General features: G+C 65.0%; 19 protein-coding genes. 7 read left to right on the forward strand and 12 right to left on the reverse strand.

The features are described from left to right. Nucleotides 1-200 precede the first annotated feature (200 nt). Entirely contained in the window at nt 201-1,613 is a 1,413-nt protein-coding gene (locus tag F3H41_RS13955; protein ID WP_149739302.1) for an aminotransferase, read from the forward strand. Between the two features lie 27 nt (nt 1,614-1,640). Here F3H41_RS13955 and F3H41_RS13960 read toward each other — a convergent pair whose 3' ends face one another. The 10 genes from F3H41_RS13960 to F3H41_RS14005 form a co-directional block, all read right to left on the reverse strand. After that, nucleotides 1,641-2,840, reverse strand: coding sequence for an aromatic ring-hydroxylating dioxygenase subunit alpha (locus tag F3H41_RS13960; RefSeq protein WP_149739303.1), 1,200 nt, complete (start codon nt 2,838-2,840; stop codon nt 1,641-1,643). 215 nt (nt 2,841-3,055) lie between these two features. After that, entirely contained in the window at nt 3,056-3,940 is an 885-nt protein-coding gene (purU, locus tag F3H41_RS13965; protein WP_149739422.1) for a formyltetrahydrofolate deformylase, read from the reverse strand. 194 nt (nt 3,941-4,134) lie between these two features. Next, nucleotides 4,135-5,442 (reverse strand): type III glutamate--ammonia ligase, encoded by a 1,308-nt coding sequence (gene glnT, locus F3H41_RS13970; RefSeq protein WP_149739304.1) that lies wholly within the window; start codon nt 5,440-5,442, stop codon nt 4,135-4,137. 118 nt (nt 5,443-5,560) lie between these two features. Continuing rightward, nucleotides 5,561-6,022 carry an OsmC family protein gene (locus F3H41_RS13975; protein ID WP_149739305.1) on the reverse strand — a complete coding sequence of 154 codons (462 nt, stop codon included), beginning with the start codon at nt 6,020-6,022 and terminating at the stop codon, nt 5,561-5,563. Nucleotide 6,023: 1 nt separating this feature from the next. Then, on the reverse strand, nt 6,024-7,352 hold the full coding sequence (locus tag F3H41_RS13980; protein WP_149739306.1) for an FMN-binding glutamate synthase family protein: 1,329 nt from the start codon (nt 7,350-7,352) through the stop codon (nt 6,024-6,026). A gap of 12 nt (nt 7,353-7,364) precedes the next feature. Next, nucleotides 7,365-8,051, reverse strand: coding sequence for a GXGXG domain-containing protein (locus tag F3H41_RS13985; protein WP_149739307.1), 687 nt, complete (start codon nt 8,049-8,051; stop codon nt 7,365-7,367). Between the two features lie 54 nt (nt 8,052-8,105). Next, nucleotides 8,106-9,014: a glutamine amidotransferase family protein gene (locus F3H41_RS13990; protein WP_149739308.1), complete on the reverse strand. Its 909-nt coding sequence runs from the start codon at nt 9,012-9,014 to the stop codon at nt 8,106-8,108. A 114-nt stretch (nt 9,015-9,128) separates the two neighbouring features. Continuing rightward, the gene (locus F3H41_RS13995) at nt 9,129-9,797 is read right to left on the reverse strand and encodes a helix-turn-helix domain-containing protein (RefSeq protein ID WP_149739309.1); all 669 of its coding nucleotides are present in this window, start codon (nt 9,795-9,797) and stop codon (nt 9,129-9,131) included. A 23-nt stretch (nt 9,798-9,820) separates the two neighbouring features. Further along, nucleotides 9,821-10,189, reverse strand: a complete 369-nt coding sequence (locus tag F3H41_RS14000) for an ArsR family transcriptional regulator (protein WP_244616194.1) — start codon at nt 10,187-10,189, stop codon at nt 9,821-9,823. A gap of 39 nt (nt 10,190-10,228) precedes the next feature. Continuing rightward, nucleotides 10,229-11,257, reverse strand: coding sequence for a GlxA family transcriptional regulator (locus F3H41_RS14005; protein ID WP_149739310.1), 1,029 nt, complete (start codon nt 11,255-11,257; stop codon nt 10,229-10,231). A 94-nt stretch (nt 11,258-11,351) separates the two neighbouring features. Here F3H41_RS14005 and F3H41_RS14010 point away from each other — a divergent pair, with 94 nt between their 5' ends. From F3H41_RS14010 to F3H41_RS14030, 5 genes are read left to right on the forward strand one after another with little or no spacing between them, the layout of a single operon-like run. Continuing rightward, the gene (locus tag F3H41_RS14010) at nt 11,352-12,602 is read left to right on the forward strand and encodes a sarcosine oxidase subunit beta family protein (RefSeq protein WP_149739311.1); all 1,251 of its coding nucleotides are present in this window, start codon (nt 11,352-11,354) and stop codon (nt 12,600-12,602) included. Between the two features lie 9 nt (nt 12,603-12,611). Further along, nucleotides 12,612-12,893, forward strand: coding sequence for a sarcosine oxidase subunit delta (locus F3H41_RS14015; protein ID WP_149739312.1), 282 nt, complete (start codon nt 12,612-12,614; stop codon nt 12,891-12,893). Continuing rightward, nucleotides 12,890-15,844 (forward strand): sarcosine oxidase subunit alpha family protein, encoded by a 2,955-nt coding sequence (locus F3H41_RS14020; RefSeq protein ID WP_149739313.1) that lies wholly within the window; start codon nt 12,890-12,892, stop codon nt 15,842-15,844. The genes F3H41_RS14015 and F3H41_RS14020 overlap by 4 nt, the downstream gene beginning before the upstream one ends. Beyond that, entirely contained in the window at nt 15,837-16,403 is a 567-nt protein-coding gene (locus tag F3H41_RS14025) for a sarcosine oxidase subunit gamma family protein (RefSeq protein ID WP_149739314.1), read from the forward strand. Before F3H41_RS14020 ends, F3H41_RS14025 begins: the two co-directional genes overlap by 8 nt. A 39-nt stretch (nt 16,404-16,442) precedes the next feature. Then, complete coding sequence (locus tag F3H41_RS14030) at nt 16,443-16,802, forward strand: LysR family transcriptional regulator (protein ID WP_149739315.1); 360 nt, start codon at nt 16,443-16,445, stop codon at nt 16,800-16,802. Here F3H41_RS14030 and modC read toward each other — a convergent pair. Next, nucleotides 16,799-17,869, reverse strand: a complete 1,071-nt coding sequence (modC, locus tag F3H41_RS14035) for a molybdenum ABC transporter ATP-binding protein (protein WP_149739316.1) — start codon at nt 17,867-17,869, stop codon at nt 16,799-16,801. The genes F3H41_RS14030 and modC overlap by 4 nt on opposite strands. Further along, nucleotides 17,866-18,567: a molybdate ABC transporter permease subunit gene (gene modB, locus F3H41_RS14040; protein WP_149739317.1), complete on the reverse strand. Its 702-nt coding sequence runs from the start codon at nt 18,565-18,567 to the stop codon at nt 17,866-17,868. Before modB ends, modC begins: the two co-directional genes overlap by 4 nt. A gap of 386 nt (nt 18,568-18,953) precedes the next feature. Between modB and fba the strand changes: the two genes are divergently transcribed. Then, nucleotides 18,954-19,997 carry a class II fructose-bisphosphate aldolase gene (gene fba / locus F3H41_RS14045; protein ID WP_149739318.1) on the forward strand — a complete coding sequence of 348 codons (1,044 nt, stop codon included), beginning with the start codon at nt 18,954-18,956 and terminating at the stop codon, nt 19,995-19,997. The last annotated feature ends 75 nt before the right edge of the window (nt 19,998-20,072 follow it).

Here is a 20,072-nt window from a genome sequence, read left to right on the forward strand (position 1 = left end):
GCAGCGCCTTCACGACATTCAGCCATGTCGCATCTCCCGACGATAATGACGGCGTTTCGCCTGTCGTTGTTCCCGTCTGTCATGAAGCCGCAAAACGGGATTGAAGGCAAGGGGAATTTCTGAAATATTGATTGAACGGACATTCAATATAAGCCTCCATTATCCATTCTTTTCAGGAGGCTGTTCATGTGGAGGATATGATGGCTGCGGTTCATAAGACACCTGTTGGCGCGCCTGGCGCCGCAGAGGCGGTGACGGCCGTCGCAAGCCGCCATCTCGTGCAGCCCTGGCCAACGGCGGAAACGATCGGCGCGGAGGCGCGCGGTTTTCTCGGCGATGGCGACGGCATCTATGTGCATGACAGCGAGGGACGGCGGCTGATCGATGGGCCCGCAGGCATGTGGTGCGTGAATGCCGGCCATCGGCGCCCGGAACTCGTCGAGGCCATGTCGCGACAGGCTATGGCGCTCTCCTATAATTCGCCTTGGTACACGACGAGCGAACCTTCGGCGCTCCTGGCCGAGCGTCTGGCTGCCCATGCGCCGGCTGGGCTCGACCATGTGTTCTTCACGACCGGGGGCTCCTCGGCTGTGGAGACGGCGCTGCGCTTCATGCAGTTCATGAACAATGTGCGGGGACGGCCGGAGAAAAAGATGATCCTGTCCCGGCAGGGCGCCTATCACGGCTCCACCTTTCTCAGCGCCTCGCTGAACGGGCGGCCGCGCGACCATGACTGGATGGACAGTCTCTCGTCGCAGGTGATCAAGCTGTCCTGCCCCAATCCGTTCCGCCGGCCGGCTGGTCATTCGGAGGCGGCCTTCTGCGACAGTCTGGTGGAGGAACTGCGCGCGACCATCGAAAGGGTCGGGGCCGAGCGGATCGGGGCCTTTGTCGCCGAGCCGGTGATGGCGTCGGGCGGCGTGATCATTCCGCCGACGGGCTATCTGCCGCGCATCCGGGCGCTGTGCGCGCAGAACGATATCCTGTTCATCGCCGACGAGGTGGTGACCGCGTTCGGCCGGCTCGGCCATGTCTTTGCCGCTGACGATGTGTTCGGCATCGCGCCCGACATGATCACCTTCGCGAAGGGCGTGACGTCGGGCTATTTCCCGCTCGGCGGGGTGATGCTCTCCAGCGCGCTTCTGGAGACGCTGCGGGCCTCGAACCACCCCGATGCGATGTTCTCGCACGGCTACACCTATTCGAGCCATCCGATCGGCTGTGCGGTCGCGCTCGCCAATCTCGATCTTCTGGAGGGCGGGCTTCTGGCGCATGTGCGCGGCCTCTCCGATTATTTCCAAGAGAGCCTGTCGACGCTCGGCGATCTCGCTCTGGTCGGCGAGGTGCGCGGCATCGGCCTGATGGCCTGCATCGAATGTGTGGCCGACCATGTCGACAAGAACCCGCTGGCGCTCGATCTCGAGGTCGGCAAGCGCATCGACCGTCATTGCCAGGAGCGCGGCCTGTTGGTGCGCCCGCTGATCAACATGTGCGTGATGTCGCCGCCGCTGACGATCACGCGCGCGCAGATCGACACGATGACGGAAATCCTGCGCGAGTCTATCCGCGCGACGATGGACGAACTGGTGCGCGAGGGTCTGTGGGCCGGCTGAGAGCCGGCCTCCTGTCTTTGCGATCCTTCAGCGCGTGGCGCTCAAGGACGCATTGAGGGCGGCGAGGTCGCGTTCTTCCGGGGCCTCATCAAGTGCCATGACGGGCAGCACCGCGCGCAGGTGATCATGGTGGGTGCGCACGCCATATTCGAGGTCGGAGAGGTAGAAGCCCTCGAAGGCTTTCGCTGTCATGGCCTCGTTGGACCAGACGGTCAGTTGCACATCCTCGGCCTGGGTGTCGCGGTCGATGCGGGCGGCGAGGTAGCGGGCGACCCGCGTGCGGCGATCCTCGTCGTTGCGGCGATAGATGGCGCCGCGCAGCAGCGTGTGGCCCGTCGAAAGCGGGAATTCCTGGTAGAATTGCACGAGTTCCGGCGTGGTGGCGATGACCGCGTTCGGAAACAGCCCGAAATAGACCCAGGCCCGTTGTAACCCTTCCGGCAGATGCGTGGCCGGCGGGGCGAGGTGTACGTAATTGCGCACGCTCCAGCGGCGGCCGGCATGGGGATTGTAGGTGGCGTAGGAGCGGCAGAGGCCGTTGACGAAGGGTTCGTCGTAGTAGGTCGAGCCGTAGAGATCCTGCAGGGCCGGGTGGGCCATGGCGACGTGGTAGCCCTCATTGTCGACGTCGCGGACGGATTTCCAGTTGACGGGGGTTTCCTGCGTCCACACGCCGCCTGTCGGCACGAAGGTCTCCGGCTGATAGGCGCCAAGCTCCGCCGCAAAGGGCTGCATCAGGCTCGCCACATCCGGCTGCGGCCCCTTGCGGAAGCGGATGAAGACAAAGCCCATCCAGACCTCGGCCTCGATCGGCTTCAGGCCGAACTCGGTCTTGTCGAGCGGCGGGAAGCTCTTCGGCCTTGCCGCACCGCGCAGCGTGCCATCGAGATTGTAGACCCAGCCGTGGAAGGGACAGACGAGCGCATTGCTGCAATGGCCTGTGGGCTCCGTCACCAGCCGCGAGCCGCGATGTCGGCAGATATTGTGCAGGGCGCGCACCGCCCCGTCCCGGTCGCGCAGGATGAGAGCCCGCTCGCCGACGATGTCCAGCGTCAGGTAGTCGCCGGGCTCGGGAATGTCGCTGACATGGCAGGCGATCTGCCAGTGGGCGCGAAACACGTGGTCCCGCTCGAGGTCCAGCAGCGCTTCGCTGTGATAGCACCAGCCGGGCAGGCCGCGCCGATCCCAGTTTTCCGGAATGGAGAGATTGCGGACGGCCTCATTCATATGCATCTCCATTTGCTGAACGTTCATTCAATATCAGCACAAAATGAGCCGCGGGGCAAGGTGTTGCACCGGTTTCCGGGCAGCTCTCGCGGAGGCAAACAGGGCCGGGCGCATACGCACAACGGCCGGATGTGTGGCATCCGGCCGCTGGTGTCGAAAGAGGATAGGCGTGCCAGCCAAGGGCGCGGGCAGGGTTTGCCCGACCGCTGGTCGTCTTAGCCCATACGCTCGGAGGCGTAGGAGCCCGGGCTTGCCGGGAAGACGATCGTCTTGTTGCCGTTCATGAAGACGCGGTGGTGGATGTGGGCGTGGATGGCGCGGGCCAGAACCTGGCTTTCCACGTCGCGGCCGATCGAGACATAGTCGTCCGGCGACTGGGCATGGGTGATACGGGCGACGTCCTGCTCGATGATCGGGCCTTCGTCGAGGTCGGCGGTGACGTAGTGGGCGGTCGCGCCGATCAGCTTCACGCCGCGCTCGAAGGCCTGCTTGTAGGGGTTGGCACCCTTGAAGCTCGGCAGGAAGGAGTGGTGGATGTTGATGATGCGACCCGACATCTTCTTGCAGATGGCGTCGGAGAGAACCTGCATGTAGCGGGCGAGCACTATGAGTTCGGCGCCGGACTGCTCGACGATTTCCATCAGCTTGGCTTCGGCCTGCGGCTTGTTTTCCTTGGTCACCTTGATGTGGTGGAAGGGGATGTCGTGGTTGACGACCACCTTCTGGTATTCGAAGTGGTTGGAGACGACGCCGACGATCTCGATTGGCAGGGCGCCGATCTTCCAGCGGTAGAGCAGGTCGTTCAGGCAGTGGCCGAAACGCGACACCATGAGCATGACCTTCATCTTGGCGTCGCTGTCATGGAACTCGTAGGTCATGCCGAACTGCTTGGCGATCGGAGCAAAGCCCGACTTGATCTCCTCGCCCGCAACGCCTTCCTGGCTGATGAAGGTGAGGCGCATGAAGAACAGGCCTGTCTCAAGATCGTCGAACTGCGAGCTATCGACAATGTTTCCACCCTTTTCGGCGAGGTAGCCGGTGATGGCGGCGACGATGCCGCGGGTGGACTTGCAGGAAACGGTCAGCACGTAGCTCTTCATCGGGCTTGTCATCGGTTCGGTCTCTCGCTTTCGGGTCTGTCCGGCTCTCCCCTAATGACTTCCGGACGGCACAACAAGTAGCGCGACGCCGGCCCTTCTGCCGATACCGAATGCGACATCGGCAAGACTGAAAAGACCGGCGGGCATCAAGGCAAGGGGCGGGCGGCGCCTTGTCCACCCGCAAGAGAGTAAGGTCAGATATCCAGTGTCGTCTGGCGTTCCCAATCGGTGAAGTGGGAGGCATAGGCGTTCCATTCGCCATGCTTCAGCTTCAGGAAAGCGGCAGAGAAATCGGCGCCGAGCGCCGCCTTCAAGCCCTCGTCCTTGTCGAACTCCCGTAGCGCATCGAGAAGGTTCAGTGGCAGGCGCGGCGCATCGGTGATGGTGTGGCCTTCCTTGTACATGTCGATGTCGTAGTGGCGGCCGGGATCGGCGTCCGTCTTGATACCGTCGAGGCCGGCGGCGATGATGACGGCCTGCAGCAAATAGGGGTTCACGGCGCCGTCCGGCAGGCGCAACTCGAAACGGCCGGCGCCCGGCACGCGCACCATGTGGGTGCGGTTGTTGCCCGTCCAGGTCACCGAGTTCGGCGCCCAGGTGGCGCCGGAGATGGTGCGCGGCGCGTTGATGCGCTTGTAGGAATTGACCGTCGGGTTGGTGATGGCGGCGAGCGCGGAAGCGTGCTTCATGATGCCGCCGAGGAAGGTCTTGCCCTTAGCGGAGAGGCCGAAGGGCTGGGCCTTGTCGGCAAAGACGTTGGTCTTTCCGTCCTTGTCCCAGACCGAAATGTGGCAATGGCAGCCATTGCCGGTAAGCCCTTTGAAGGGCTTGGGCATGAAGGTGGCGCGCAGCCCGTGCTTTTCGGCGACGGACTTTACCATGAACTTGAAGAAGGAGTGCTTGTCAGCGGTCTTCAGCGTGTCGTCATATTCCCAGTTCATCTCGAACTGGCCGTTCGCGTCCTCGTGGTCGTTCTGGTAGGGCTTCCAGCCGAGTTCGAGCATGTAGTCGCAGATTTCGGCGATGACATCGTAGCGGCGCATCACGGCCTGCTGGTCGTAGCAGGGCTTTTCGGCGGTGTCGTAGATGTCCGAGATGGCCGAGCCATCCGGCTGGATCAGGAAGAATTCGGCTTCGACGCCGGTCTTCACATGCATGCCCATGCTCTCCGCCTCGGCAACCAGCGCCTTCAGCACGTTGCGCGGTGCCTGGCCCACGGACTTGCCTTCCATCATGCAGTCGGCCGCGACCCAGGCCACGTCCTTCTTCCAGGGCAGCTGGATGACGGAGGAAGGGTCGGGAAGCGCGAAGAGGTCCGGATGGGCCGGCGTCATGTCGAGCCAGGTGGCGAAGCCGGCAAAACCGGCACCGTCTGCCTGCATCTCGGCGATCGCCTGGGCGGGCACCAGCTTGGCACGCTGGCCGCCGAAGAGATCGGTGTAGGAAATCATGAAATATTTGATGCCGCGCTCGGCGGCAAAGGCTGCGAGGTCTGTGGTCATGAGAGGTTCCCCTTGGTTCTTCAGAACCGGCCGTTTTGGCTTTGTCGGGGCGCCGGTCCGATGGGTTCAGGCCGGCGCTCCGATTGTCTTGCTGTGATGCAGGGTCGCGCCGGTCGGATCAGGCGCGCGGCTCGCACCGCACATCGGTGCGCACCGAATTGGCGATGAAGCACTCGTCGTGGGCCGCGTGGTGCAGCGCGTCGAGCGTTTCGGCATCCGGTGTCTCGCCCTCCCAAGCGATGACCGGATGCAGCACGACTTCGGATACCCAGACGCGTCCTTCCGGCGTCTTGGCCATCCTTCCCTCGGCGACATCCTCGTAGCGGTTGACCGTCAGGCCCTTTTTTGCCGCGAGATAGAGGAATGTCAGCATGTGGCAGGACGAGAGGCTGGCGATGAAGGCCTCTTCCGGGTCGACACCCGCCGGGTCCGAGTAGCGCGGCACGACGTGGGGCGAAGACGAGGCGCGAAAGCTTACGCCGCCATCAAAGCTCCACTGGTGGCCGCGCCCGTAGCGGTTGTCTGTGAAGACCTCCTCGGGCCCGCGTTCCCACAGGATCGTTGCGGTGTAGCTCGCCATCTCAGAACCCGCCCTTGCCCGGATACCAGCTGGTGCCGGCCAGCGGCACCTGCGCCATGGCGGCGGCTTCCATCGTCAGGGCGCAGAGATCTTCCGGCTCCAGATTGGTCAGCTTGTTCTTGCCGCAGGCGCGCGCAATCGTCTGCGCCTCCAGCGTCATGACCTTGAGATAGTTGGCAAGACGGCGGCCGGCGAGGACCGGGTCGAGGCGGGCGGCAAGCTCGGGGTCCTGCGTGGTGATGCCGGCCGGATCCTTGCCCTCGTGCCAGTCGTCATAGGCCCCGGCCGTTGTGCCGAGCTTCTTGTATTCCTCTTCCCAGTGCGGGTCGTTGTCACCGATGGCGACGAGCGCCGCCGTGCCGATCGAGACGGCGTCCGCGCCGAGCGCCAGCGCCTTGGCCACATCAGCGCCGGAGCGGATGCCGCCGGAGACCACCAGCTGCACCTTGCGGTGCATGCCGAGATCCTGGAGCGCCTGAACGGCGGGGCGGATGCAGGCAAGCGTCGGCATGCCGACATGCTCGATAAAGACATCCTGGGTTGCCGCTGTTCCTCCTTGCATGCCGTCGAGGACCACGACATCGGCGCCGGCCTTCACGGCGAGCGCCGTGTCGTAATAGGGGCGCGCACCGCCGACCTTCACATAGATGGGCTTTTCCCAGTCGGTGATTTCGCGCAGCTCGAGGATCTTGATTTCGAGATCGTCCGGGCCGGTCCAGTCCGGGTGGCGGCAGGCGGAGCGCTGGTCGATGCCCTTCGGCAGGTTGCGCATGTTGGCGACACGATCGGAGATCTTCTGTCCGAGCAGCATGCCGCCGCCGCCGGGCTTGGCGCCCTGGCCGACCACGACCTCGATGGCATCGGCGCGGCGAAGATCCTTCGGGTTCATGCCGTAGCGCGAGGGCAGGTACTGGTAGACGAGCTTTTCGGAATGGCCGCGCTCCTCATCCGTCATGCCGCCGTCGCCGGTGGTGGTGGAGGTGCCGGCGAGCGTGGCGCCGCGGCCCATGGCCTCCTTGGCATTGCCCGAGAGCGCGCCGAACGACATGCCGGCAATGGTGATCGGGATCTTCAGCTCGATCGGCTTCTTGGCAAAGCGCGTGCCGAGCACGACGGAGGTGTCGCACTTCTCGCGGTAGCCTTCGAGCGGATAGCGCGAGATGGAGGCGCCGAGGAAGAGCAGGTCGTCGAAATGCGGCACCTTCCGCTTCGTGCCGCCGCCTCTGATGTCATAGATGCCGGTGGCCGCGGCGCGGCGGATTTCGGCCATGGTCGCATCGTCGAAGGTGGCCGACTTGCGGGGCGGGGTCTGCGGATTGCTGTAGCTCATGATTGCGGCCCCTCAATATGCTTCGGCATTGTCGATGTTGAAATTGTAGAGCTTGCGGGCCGAGCCGTAGCGCTTGAACTCTTCCGGCTGGACATCCGTGACGCCGGCCTTGTCCAGAAGCTCTCGCAGCTTTTCGATGTGCTCGGGGCGCAGCGGTTTTTCGATGCAGTCGGCGCCGAGGCTTTTGACCGTGCCGCGCACGAAGAGCTTGGCTTCATAGAGGCTGTCGCCCAGCGCCTCGCCGGCATCGCCGAGCACGACGAGGTGGCCGGACTGGCCCATGAAGGCCGACATGTGGCCGATCGACCCGTGCACGACGATGTCGATGCCCTTCATGGAGATGCCGCAGCGCGAGGCCGCATTGCCCTTGATGACCAGCAGGCCGCCGCGGCCGGTGGCACCCGCATATTGCGAGGCATCGCCCTCGATGACGACGGTGCCGGACATCATGTTTTCGGCAACGCCCGGACCGGCCGAGCCATGGACGGTGACGGTGCCGCCATCATTCATGCCGGCGCAGTAGTAACCGACGGAGCCGCGCACCTCGACGGTGACGGGGCTGTCGATGCCGACGGCGACCGCATGGTGGCCGCGCGGATTGACGACCTCGAAGGCGGTGTCATTGGTGCCGGCGGAAAGGCCGTGCAGCGCGCTGTTCAGCGCACGAAGCGGGGTTTGGGAAAGATCGAAGACGGGCATGGGTGGAAGGCTTTCCTGACGGTTCGTGCCAAGGGGAGAGCGGAGAGGCGGGTATCAGGCCGCCTTCTCGTGATCCCAGAAATAGACGGTGGCCGGTTCCGGCTCCCAGACGCGGGCGGTCTCGATGCCGGGCAGGCCGACCAGCGCGCGATATTCCGAGCCGAAGGCGACATACTGGTCGGTCTCGGCCATGACGGCGGGCTTGCAGGCAATGGGATCGCGCACCACGCCGAAGCCCGACTTGGTGCCGACAACGAAAGTGAAGAAGCCGTCGAGATCATCGAGCGCGCCGGTGAGCGCCTCGCCCAGATCCTTGCCCTTGGCCATTTCGGCCGTGAGATAGGCGGCGGCGACTTCCGAGTCGTTTTCCGTCTCGAAGCGCATGCCTTCGCGCTTCAGTTCGCGGCGCAGATTGTTGTGGTTGGAGAGCGAGCCGTTGTGCACGAGGCACTGATCGGCGCCGGTGGAGAAGGGGTGGGCGCCGAGCGTCGTCACCGCGCTTTCGGTCGCCATGCGGGTGTGGCCGATGCCGTGGCTGCCGGACATGGCCTCGACGCCGAAGCGGGCGACGACATCCTTCGGTAGGCCGGTTTCCTTGTAGATTTCAACGCTTTCGCCCGCACCCATGACGCGGATGGCAGGGCGCAGCGTGGCGATGGCCGCGCGGGCCTCCGCGAGCTTGTCGGCGGGAACCTCGATCACGGCATGGGTGCTCTTGACGGAGACGGCCGGCTTCACGCCAAGTGCGTCATCCAGCGCCTCGCCAAGGCCGTCGAAATCCGTCGCCGGATTGGCAGACTGGACCGTCAGCTTGCCCTTGCCATCAGCAGCGCCACCATAGATGGCGATGCCGGCCGAATCCGGGCCGCGATCGGTCATGGTGACCAGCATGTCCGACAGGAGCTGGCCGAGCTTCGGCTCCAGACTCTTGTCCTTCAGAAACAGCCCGACAATCCCGCACATGGCTTTCAAAACCTCCATCGTTCGACTGATGGAAGCTGTAGCACCTGATAAGGGTGATATCAACTAGGGGGAATAAAAGTTTCTCTAGGAGAAATATGTTTGTCACTGCCGGACCTAGCTTCCGGCCTTTCGCTGGGGATAGGAAATGATCGACAGATAGCGACAAGGCAGCTTCGTCAGCACCTCCGGCCCGTGCGGCGCATCGGCGTCGAAGAACAGGCTGTCGCCGGGATGCATCGGGTAGAGCCGGTCGCCGTGGCGGTAGGACACCTCGCCCTCCAGCATGTAGATCAGTTCCATGCCCTCGTGCTGGAAGGTGGGGAAAACGTCGGATTCGGCATTCAGCGTGATCAGGTAGGGCTCGACCGTCACGCCGCTCGAATTGTTGTCGATGTGGCCGAGCAGGCTGTATTGGTGGCCTGCGCGCGTTCCGCGTCGCTCGATAGACACGCCTTCGCCGGCCTTGACGAAAACGGCGTTGCGCGGCTCCTCATAGCGCCGGAAAAACGCCGTCAACGGCACGCCGAGCGCCTTCGACAGGGATTGCAGCGTGGTCAGCGAGGGCGAGATATTGCCGTTCTCGATCTTCGAGAGCATGCCGAGCGAAATGCCGGTGGCGGCGGCAAGGTCGGTCACGGTGATGCCGAGCTGCTTGCGATAGGCGCGCACCTCATGGCCGATTGCCATTTCGAGGTTGTTTTCCTTGGGCTCGCGCAGCGCGTGGGGATCCTGGGTGAGGGCGGGGTTGCCCGTGCCGCCTGCTTCCGTCTTCTGCACTGCCATCTCTATGTCTTTCACCCGATCCGTCATGCAGCCGCGCCGATATCGAACTCGACATGGATACGGTCGAAGGGGAAGACGAAACCGTCCGGTGTCCGGTCGATCACGCCGCTCTTTGCCAGCAGGTCCAGATCGGCATGGACGTTCTTCACGTCGCGACCGACTCGCCGCGCGACGTCGCGCACGCTCAAAGGGCCCTGTCCCGCCATCGCCTTGATGATCTCCAGCCGCTTGGGCGCCAATGTCCGGTGCATCGCATCCCATGTGTCGAATGAGAGCGTCTGTCCGTCAGCGACTTCGCCATCGGTCGCTGCGTGCTTCCAACTGGATGCGGCGGCGGCCAGCGTGTCTTCCAAAGTCTCGATCTTAACGCTCAGGGTTCTCATGTTGGTCATTCTACCAACGCTCTCCTGTGTTGGCAATCACGCCAACGACTAGCGATCGCCCCGCATCTGCCCCGGTGTCGCGCCGAAGGCGGTCTTGAACTGGCGTGTGAAATGCGAGGCGCTGGAAAAGCCGGTGGCAAAGGCGATCTCGGAAATGGAGAGGGGGCTTTGGGCAAGCAACTTGCGAGCCTGGTCGAGGCGCAGGCGTCGGTAGGTCTCAGAAAAGCCGGCGCCGAGTTCTTCCGAAAAGAGGCGGTCGAGGTGGCGGATGCTGATGCCGGCGGTGCGGGCGATGGTGGTTCGGGGCAGGGGCCGTTCCAGCGTCCTCTCCATAGTCTCGAGGGCGACGAGCAGGGCCGGATGGCGGGTGCCGTGGCGCTCGACGGCCGAGCCGCGTTGTGGCCCCTCGGGTTCGGCGATGGCCGTGTGGAGATACCAGTCGCTGACACGGCGGGCAAAGGCCGGACCCATGCGGTCGGATATCAGCGCATGCATCATGTCGAGCGGTGCAATACCGCCGCCACAGGTGATCCGGTCGCGGTCGATGACGAAGCGGGCCGGGCGCGGCGCGAGCGTCGGGAAGGCTTCCTTCAGCGCCGGGGCGTGTTCCCAGTGGATGGTGAAGTCGCGGTCATTTAGCAGCCCGGCTTCGGCCAGGAGGTAGGAGCCGGAGGAGATGCCGCCGAGCCTGACGCCTTCGCGGGAGAGGCGCCTGAGCGCCGGATAGGCGGCGCGCGCGGCTTTCCAGTCCTCGGGATTGCCGCCGGCGAGGACGAAAACGGTGTGGAGGCCGGGCGCAGCGCGGGCCATGTCGGTGGCGGGCACGGCGAAGCCGGCGGAGGAACGAACCATTTCGGCCGCGGCGCTGAGGATCTCGACGGAATAGAGGTCGGCGCCTGCAATCAGGTTCGCGGCGCGAAGGGGTTCGGTCGCCGAGGCAAAGGACATCAAGGCGAAACGATCGACCAGCAGGAAACCGAAGCGCTGGGTGGCCTGGCCGGCCGGATTGGCCTGCTTCGTCTGGGCGGCCGTGTCGACGTCGACGCCCGCGGGGCGCAACTGGGGAAAATCACTCATGGCCTGAAAATGACATGTAATGGCCCATTTATGCAATTCCGTTTGCAGCCAGCGGCGTAGCCTTCCTGTCATCTTCCGATAACGGGTCGCCGCCATGCGCTATTCCGCACTCTCGCTTCTCACCAAGGCCCTCGGCGGCAACAAGGGCTGGTCGCCGGCCTTTCGCTCGCCGACGCCGAAGCCGCATTACGACGTGATCATCGTCGGGGGCGGAGGGCATGGGCTCGCGACGGCCTATTACCTTTCCAAGGTTTTCGGGATCACCAATGTGGCGGTGCTGGAAAAGGGCTATCTCGGCTCCGGCAATATCGGCCGCAACACGACGATCATCCGTTCCAACTACCTGCTGCCGGGCAACAATCCCTTCTACGAGCTCTCCATGAAGCTGTGGGAAGGGCTAGAGCAGGACTTCAATTTCAACGCGATGGTTTCGCAGCGCGGCATCGTCAATCTCTTCCATTCCGATGGCCAGCGCGATGCCTATACGCGGCGCGGTAATGCCATGCAGTTGCTGGGCGTGGGTGCGGAACTGCTAGACCGGGACGCGGTCAAGACCATGCTGCCCTTCATGGATTTCGACAATGCGCGCTTCCCCATTCTCGGAGGTTTGCTTCACCGCCGCGGCGGCACGGTGCGGCATGATGCGGTGGCCTGGGGCTATGCGCGCGGGGCCGACAGCCATGGGGTCGACATCATCCAGCACTGCGAGGTCACCGGCATTCGCCGCGAGAACGGCAAGGTGACCGGTGTCGAGACCTCCAAGGGCTTCATCGGCTGCAACCGTCTGGCGCTCGCCGCGGCGGGCAATTCCACCGTCGTCGCCGACATGGCCGGGCTTCGTCTGCCGATCGAAAGCCACGTGCTGCAGGCCTTCGTTTCCGAAGGGCTGAAGCCCTTCATCGACTGCGTCGTGACCTTCGGCGCCGGGCATTTCTATGTTTCGCAGTCCGACAAGGGTGGCCTTGTCTTCGGCGGCGATATCGACGGCTACAATTCCTATGCGCAGCGCGGCAATCTGGCGACGGTGGAGCATGTGGCCGAAGCCGGCGTTGCGATGATCCCGTCGCTCTCCCGGGTTCGGGTGCTGCGCTCCTGGGGCGGCATCATGGACATGAGCATGGACGGCTCGCCGATCATCGATCGCACGCACATCGACAATCTCTACCTGAATGCCGGCTGGTGTTACGGCGGCTTCAAGGCGACGCCGGCCTCCGGCTACTGTTTCGCGCATCTGATCGCCCGCAACGCGCCGCACGAGACGGCGCGTGCCTTCCGCCTCGACCGGTTCGAAACCGGCCGGCTCATCGATGAAAAGGGCGTCGGCGCCCAGCCCAACCTGCACTGAGGATCGGATATGGCAAGCCTCATCACCTGCCCCCATTGCGGCCCGCGCCCCAAGGAAGAATTTTCCATCAGGAGCGATGCGTCGCTGACCCGCCCGGCGCCGGATGCCGATGCCGAGACCTGGCATGCCTATGTCTATCTGCGCGACAATTCGCGCGGTCGGCATCGGGAATACTGGCACCATGCCGCGGGCTGCCGGCGCTGGCTGGTGGTGGAGCGTGACACACAGACCCATGTCGTGCATTCCGTGACCGATGCGGCGGACGCGACCCGCACCAGAGGTGCCGCATGACCCCCTTTCGTCTTCCGGCCGGCGGGCGCATCGACCGCAGCCACAAGATCGGCTTTTCCTTCGACGGACGCGCCTATTACGGCCACGCCGGCGATACGCTGGCGTCTGCGCTGCTCGCCAACGGCGTCAGCCTCATGGCGCGCTCGTTCAAATATCACCGCCCGCGCGGTCCGGTAACGGCAGGTGCCTCCGAGCCGAACGCGCTTGTCACCATCGGCACCGGCGGGCGCACAGAGCCGAACACGCGGGCGACCGTCGCCGAGCTTTACGAGGGGCTGGATGCCGTCAGCCAGAACCGCTGGCCGTCTCTGTCCTTCGACATCGGTTCGGTCAACAGCCTTCTCTCCCCGGTGCTGGGTGCCGGCTTCTACTACAAGACCTTCATGTGGCCCGCCGCTTTCTGGGAGAAGGTCTATGAGCCGTTGATCCGCAAGGCCGCGGGTCTCGGCCGTGCCACCTACGAGGCGGATCCGGACTCTTACGAGAAGTGCTGGGCCCATTGCGACCTGCTGGTAATCGGCGGCGGTGCGGCCGGGCTTTCCGCCGCCGTGACGGCGGCGCGGGCCGGGGCGCGGGTGATCGTCGCCGACGAGCAGGCGGAGATGGGCGGCTGGCTGCTCTCGGAAAGCGGCGTCATCGATGGTACGCTGGCGGCGACGGTGCTGGCCGGTCTGCTCTTTGAGCTTGAAGGGCACCCGAATGTGACGCTGCTGTCGCGCAGCACGGTCTTCGGCTGGTACGATGACGGCGTGTTCGGTGCGGTGGAGCGGGTGCAGAAGCATGTGCCGCGGATCGACGCCAACCGTCCGGTCGAGCGCCTGTGGCGCATCGCGGCGCGGCACGCCATTCTGGCGACCGGCGCGGAAGAGCGCCCGCTGGTGTTCGGCGGCAACGACATTCCAGGCGTGATGACGGCATCCGCCATGCGGACCTGGCTGACCCGCTACGGCGTAGCGGCGGGGAAGAATCCTGCCATCTTCGCCAATGATGACAGCGCCTATGCGCTTGCGGCCGATCTCGAAGCGGCTGGCATGGCGGTCGCGGCGATTGTCGATCCGCGTGCCGATGGCGGCCGCGATTGGACGGGGCGAGCCGAGGTGCTGCGGGGTGCGGTCGTCACGGACGCCCATGGCGGCAAGGCGGTGGAGGCGATCTCGGTGCGAGTGAATGGCACGCTGCGCAAGATCGCGGCCGATGCGCTCGCCATGGCCGGGGGATTCAGTCCTGTCATCCATCTTTCCTGCCATCGCGGCGCCAAGCCCGTCTGGTCGGAGGAAAAGGCCGCGTTCCTTGCGCCGTCCGGCCTCGACGGTTTGACGGTCGCCGGCGGTGCGGCGGCGCTGCGTGGTCTCGGTGCCGTCATGGCCGACGGGGCCGCGAAGGCGGCGTCGGTGCTTGCTGCGATCGGTTTTGCTGGGACGCCGGCTTTTGCCTCGGCGCCGGAGGAGGGCGGGGCGGCAAAGCCGCTCTGGTCGGTTCCGGGCACCAAAGGCAAGGCTTTCGTCGATTACCAGAACGATGTGCATACAAAGGATCTGGGGCTCGCCGTGCGCGAGGGCTACGGTCACGTCGAGCTTGCCAAGCGCTACACCACAAACGGCATGGCGACCGACCAAGGCAAGCTTGGGAATGTGAATGCGATCGGCATTCTGGCGGAAGCGCGCGGCGTTTCGCCGGCCGAGGTCGGTACGACGACGTTCCGGCCCTTCTATACGCCCGTCTCTTTCGGTGCGCTCGCCGGCACGTCGCGTGGCAAGCATTTCCAGCCGGTACGCCAGTCGCCGCTGCATGGCTGGGCAAAAAGGAACGGCGCGACCTTTGTCGAGACGGGGCTCTGGTATCGCTCCGCCTGGTTCCCGCGGGCCGGCGAGACGACATGGCGCGAGAGCGTCGACCGCGAGGTGACGACGACGCGCAGCGCCGCCGGGCTCTGCGACGTCTCCACCCTCGGCAAGATCGAGATTACCGGCAGGGATGCCGCCACTTTCCTCGACCGCGTCTATTGCAACGGTTTCGCCAAGCTCCCCGTCGGCAAGGCGCGCTACGGGCTGATGTTGCGCGAGGACGGGTTCATCTACGACGACGGCACCACGAGCCGGCTGGAGGAAAACCGCTACTTCATGACGACCACCACGGCCTATGCGGCCGGCGTCATGGCGCATCTGGAGTTCTGCGCGCAGGCGCTCTGGCCCGAGCTCGACGTGCGCTTCGCCTCCGTCACCGATGAATGGGCGCAGATGGCGATTGCCGGGCCGAAGTCGCGGGAGATCCTCTCCGCGATCGTCGATGCCGATCTTTCGGATGCGGCCATGCCCTTCCTCGGCGCGAAGACCGTGACGCTCGGCGGCGGGGCGATCGAGGCGCGGCTGTTCCGTATCTCGTTTTCGGGCGAGCTTGCCTATGAACTCGCCGTGCCCGCCGGCTATGGCGAGGCGGTGGCGGATGCGATCATGGAGGCGGGGCGGGTGCATGGCATCTGCGCCTATGGCGTCGAAGCGCTGGCCGTGATGCGCATCGAGAAGGGGCATGTGACGCATAACGAGATCAACGGCACGGTGGTGCCCGCCGATCTCGGCTTCGGCCGCATGGTCTCGGCCACCAAGGCGGATTTCATCGGCAGGGCCATGCTCGCGCGCGAGGGGCTGACCGATCTCGACCGGCCGCGCCTCGTGGGCGTCAAGCCGGTCGATCCCAAGGACGGCTTCCGCACCGGCAGCCACATCCTCGCGGAAGGGGCGGAGGCGACGCTGGAGAACGATCAGGGCTACGTCTCCTCCTCCTGCTATTCGCCTTCCCTCGGCCACACCATCGGCCTTGCGCTCGTCAAGCGCGGGCCCGAGCGGCTCGGCGAGCGGGTGCAGATCTGGAATTCCCTGCGCGGTGAATTCACCATGGGTGTCCTGACCAGCCCCGTCTTCATCGACCCAGACAATGCGAGGCTCCATGGCTGAGATCGTGCTTTCCCACCGCGCCGCGCTGGCCGGCGTTGCCACCGGTCGCTTCGGAGCCGCCTTCGATTCCAGCCGCTCGCTGACGCTGACGGCCCTGCCGGAAGGCCATGTTCTGCATCTTTTGGCCGCGCCCGGCGCTGTCCCTCATGCAGGCGCCATCACCGCTGCGGGTGGGGGCACGCTGCGCGCCTACGCGCCCGGCCAGTGGTTCGTCGTCGGGGACGAGAGGCTGACGGCGTCGCAGAAGGCGGAAATTGCCGGCCGGCTTGCGGGCGTGGCGGATGTCGTTGATACCAGCCATGGGCGCGTGCGCATGGCGCTGTCCGGCGCCGCGGTCGAGCGCGTGCTGGCCAAGGGCACGGCGGTCGATCTGGCGCCTTCCGCCTTTCCGGTCGGCCGGAGCGCGACGACGCTGGTTGGGCATATCTCGGTGCAGATCACCCGCACGGGTGAGCAGAGCTTTGAACTCATGGTGCTGCGCGGCTTTGCGGAAAGCCTGTGGGATGAGCTGATCGGCATGGCCCGGGAATTCGGCGTGGAGGCGGTCGGGCCGGCCTGAGGCCTTCCGCCCATCCATGTCTACGCTTAAGGTGCGGCCATGACGAAACCCGCCCCGCTCAAGCCCGTGCTCCGCATCGATTTTCCGCCCGGCGACCGGCTCGGTCGCGGCAAGATCGAATTGCTCGAACATATCCGCGACACCGGCTCCATCTCTGCGGCCGGCCGTGCCATGGACATGTCCTACCGCCGCGCCTGGCTTCTCATAAGCGATCTCAACCGCATGTTCCGCGAACCTTCCGTCACCAGCCAGCGGGGCGGGCGCGAGGGCGGCGGCGCGGCGCTGACCCCGTTCGGCGAGGAACTGATCCGGCGGTTCCGCCAGATGGAGGCGGATGCCGCGGCGGCGATGCGGGCCGATCTCGACTGGCTTGAGACGGCGCGATCCACTGACGACTAACGCGTCAGCGCCACGCTCTTGATCACGGCATGAACGGGGCGCCCCGGTGCGAGGCCGAGGCTGCGGGCGGAATGCGTGGTGATCCGCGAGAGCAGCTGCGTGCCGGCGCAGTCGAGCGTCAGGTCCACCGTTCCGTCCTCGGCCGGCGTGATCTTGACGAGCGTGGCCGGCAGGATGTTGAGGGCGCTGAGGCCGTGGGGATGGTCGAGTGCGATCATCACGTCGCGGGCGGGCACGAAAAGCCGGACGGATCCATCGGGCGGGGCACTGAGGCCGGGGATGCGCAGCGTCAGCCCGCTGTCGGTCCGTACCGTTGCCAGCCCGTCCGCTTCCCCCGCAAAGCGGGCCTCGATGCGGACGCCGGCCTCGTTGCGGCCGAGGCGGTCGGCGAGCGTTGCGGTGGAAAGAATAGTGGAAGCGGGGCCTTCGGCGACCATGTGGCCCGCCTCCAGCACCACGACGCGGTCGGCGAGCAGTGCAATCTCCTGCAGGGCATGGCTGACGTAGAGGATGGGAATGCGCGTCTGCCGGCAGAGGCGTTCCAGATAGGGCAGGATGTCGGCCTTGCGTTCCTCGTCCAGCGCCGAGAGCGGCTCATCCATCAAAAGCGCGCGCGGCGCCGACAGAAGGGCGCGGCCGATGGCGACGCGCTGGCGCTCGCCGCCGGAGAGCGTCGCCGGACGCCGGTCGAGGAGATGGGTGATGCCGAGAAGATCGACCACGGGGCCGGGTGCATCCGGCACGATGCCGCGCGGCAGGAAGCGCTGGCCATAGGCAAGGTTCTGCCGCACCGTCATGTGCGGGAAGAGGCGCGGTTCCTGAAAGACATAGCCGAAGCGGCGGCGGTGGATGGGCGTGCTGAGGCGCCGTTCCGTATCCAGAAGCACGGTATCGTCGATCGACACGCGCCCCGCATCCGGCGCCAGCAGGCCGGCGACGGCATTGATCAGCGAGGTCTTGCCCGAGCCCGAACGGCCGAAGAGGGCGGTGACGCCCGGCGGTACGGTAAAGCCGGCATCGAGTGTCAGCGTGCCCAGGCGGTGGCGGATGGCAATGGAAAGCGTCATGCGGCTGCGCTCCTGCGGGCGACGCGGCCTGCCAGCATTTCCGAGGCGACCAGCGCCGCCATGGAGATGGCGACCGATATCAACGTCAGCCGCAGCGCATTGGCATCGCCCCCCGGCACCTGCGTGAAGGCATAGATGGCCGCCGACAGCGTCTGCGTCTCGCCGGGGATGGCTGAGACGAAGGTGATGGTGGCGCCGAACTCGCCCATGGCCTTGGCAAAGCCGAGGATGGCGCCGGCGATGACGCCGGGCAGGATGAGCGGCAGGGTGACCGTGGCGAAGACCTGCACCCGCCCGGCCCCAAGGGTTGCGGCGGCCTGTTCGAGCCTGCGGTCCACCATCTCGATCGACAGGCGGATGCTGCGCACCATCAGCGGAAAGCCCATGATGGCGGCGGCGAGCGCCGCGCCCGTCCAGCGGAAGGAGAAGACGAGGCCGAGATGGGCTTCGAGGAAGGCGCCGACAGGGCCCTTGCGGCCGAAGGTGATGAGCAGCAGGAAACCGGTGACGACGGGCGGCAGGATGAGCGGCAGGTGGACGAGCCCATTCAGGAGGCTCCTGCCCGGAAAGCGGCCGCGCGCCAGGGCCAGCGCCACGAGAATGGCGAACGGCAGGCTGACGAGGGTGGCCACGGTCGCGATCCGGATCGTCAGCAGGATCGCCGTTGTCTCTGCCCCGCTCAGCATCCAGCCGTCCATGCCCGTCTCGTCCTTCCCGGCGACCCGAAGAGGCGCCTGTCATGAAAGGTCCATATCATTGGACCGGAGCCGAGCGAATAGTTCTCTCCAATTGAAAAATTCCAGCGTGCGCTGCAGCAAAATTCAGCAATCAAAGGTTTAATTTCGTCTGCAACGCATGGGTGAAAAGCGCTAGGGCGAGGTCGATGAAATTTCTTGCAAGCATTTGTATCGATTAAAAAAAGCGGAACCGATCTTTTCGGTTGAATGACCGTTGTCAAACGCTTTTCTGTGTCTATGGTGGCCGCATTGCGGACCTGAGAGGGGCCACGGCGCGGCTTGAACGCGCCGTCAGCAGCGATTTTCGCGGCGCGCCGAGCGCCGCATTTTAACAGGGAGACGACGGAATGGCCTTGATCACCATGCGGCAGCTTTTGGACCATGCGGCCGAGCACAACTATGCGCTGCCTGCGTTTAACGTGAACAATCTCGAATATGTTCAGTCTGTCATGCGCGCCGCCGATGCGACGGATTCGCCCGTGATCCTGCAGGCCAGCCGCGGCGCCCGCGCCTATGCCGGCGACGGCTTCCTGCGCCACCTGATCCTCGGCGCGGCCGAAGAATATCCGCATATCCCGGTCTGCCTGCATCTCGACCATGGCGACCAGCCCTCGACCTGCATTTCGGCCATCACCAACGGCTTCACCTCGGTCATGATGGACGGCTCGCTGCTGGCCGACGGCAAGACGGTCGCCACCTATGACTATAACGTCGACGTCACCGCCGAAGTGGTAAAGATCGCCCATGCGGCCGGCGTTTCCGTCGAAGGTGAACTCGGATGTCTCGGCAATCTGGAAACGGGCGCCGGCGACAAGGAAGACGGCCACGGCTTTGAAGGCAAGCTCTCGCGCGAGGAACTGCTGACCGATCCGGACCAGGCGCTCGACTTCGTGACGAAGACCGGCGTCGATGCGCTGGCCGTCGCCATCGGCACCAGCCACGGCGCCTACAAGTTCACCCGCGCCCCCGATGGCGACATTCTGTCGATCGACACGATCGCCAAGATCAATGCCAAGCTGCCGAACACGCACCTCGTCATGCACGGTTCCTCCTCGGTGCCGCAGGACCTGCAGGACCTCTTCACCACCTATGGCGGCGAGATGAAGCAGACCTGGGGCGTTCCGGTCTCGGAAATCCAGAAAGCGATCCCGCTCGGCGTGCGCAAGGTCAACATCGACACGGACCTGCGTCTGGCCATGACCGGCACGATCCGCAAGAACTTCAAGGAAAAGCCCGACAATTTCGACCCGCGCAACTATCTGAAGCCGGCTGTCGCGCTGATGACGGAAGTCTGCAAGGAGCGCTTCATCGCCTTCCGCACCGCCGGCAACGCCTCGAAGATCCGCGCCAAGCGCCTTAACGAAATGGCGAAGATCTACGCCGCCGGCTGATCGGCGCGGCGGTTCGTGACTGGACTTTGGACGGCGCGGGTGGAAACATCCGCGCTGTTTTCGTTCTGGGTCAGT

The organism is Rhizobium sp. RU20A, from assembly GCF_900155885.1.
Lineage (GTDB): Bacteria > Pseudomonadota > Alphaproteobacteria > Rhizobiales > Rhizobiaceae > RU20A.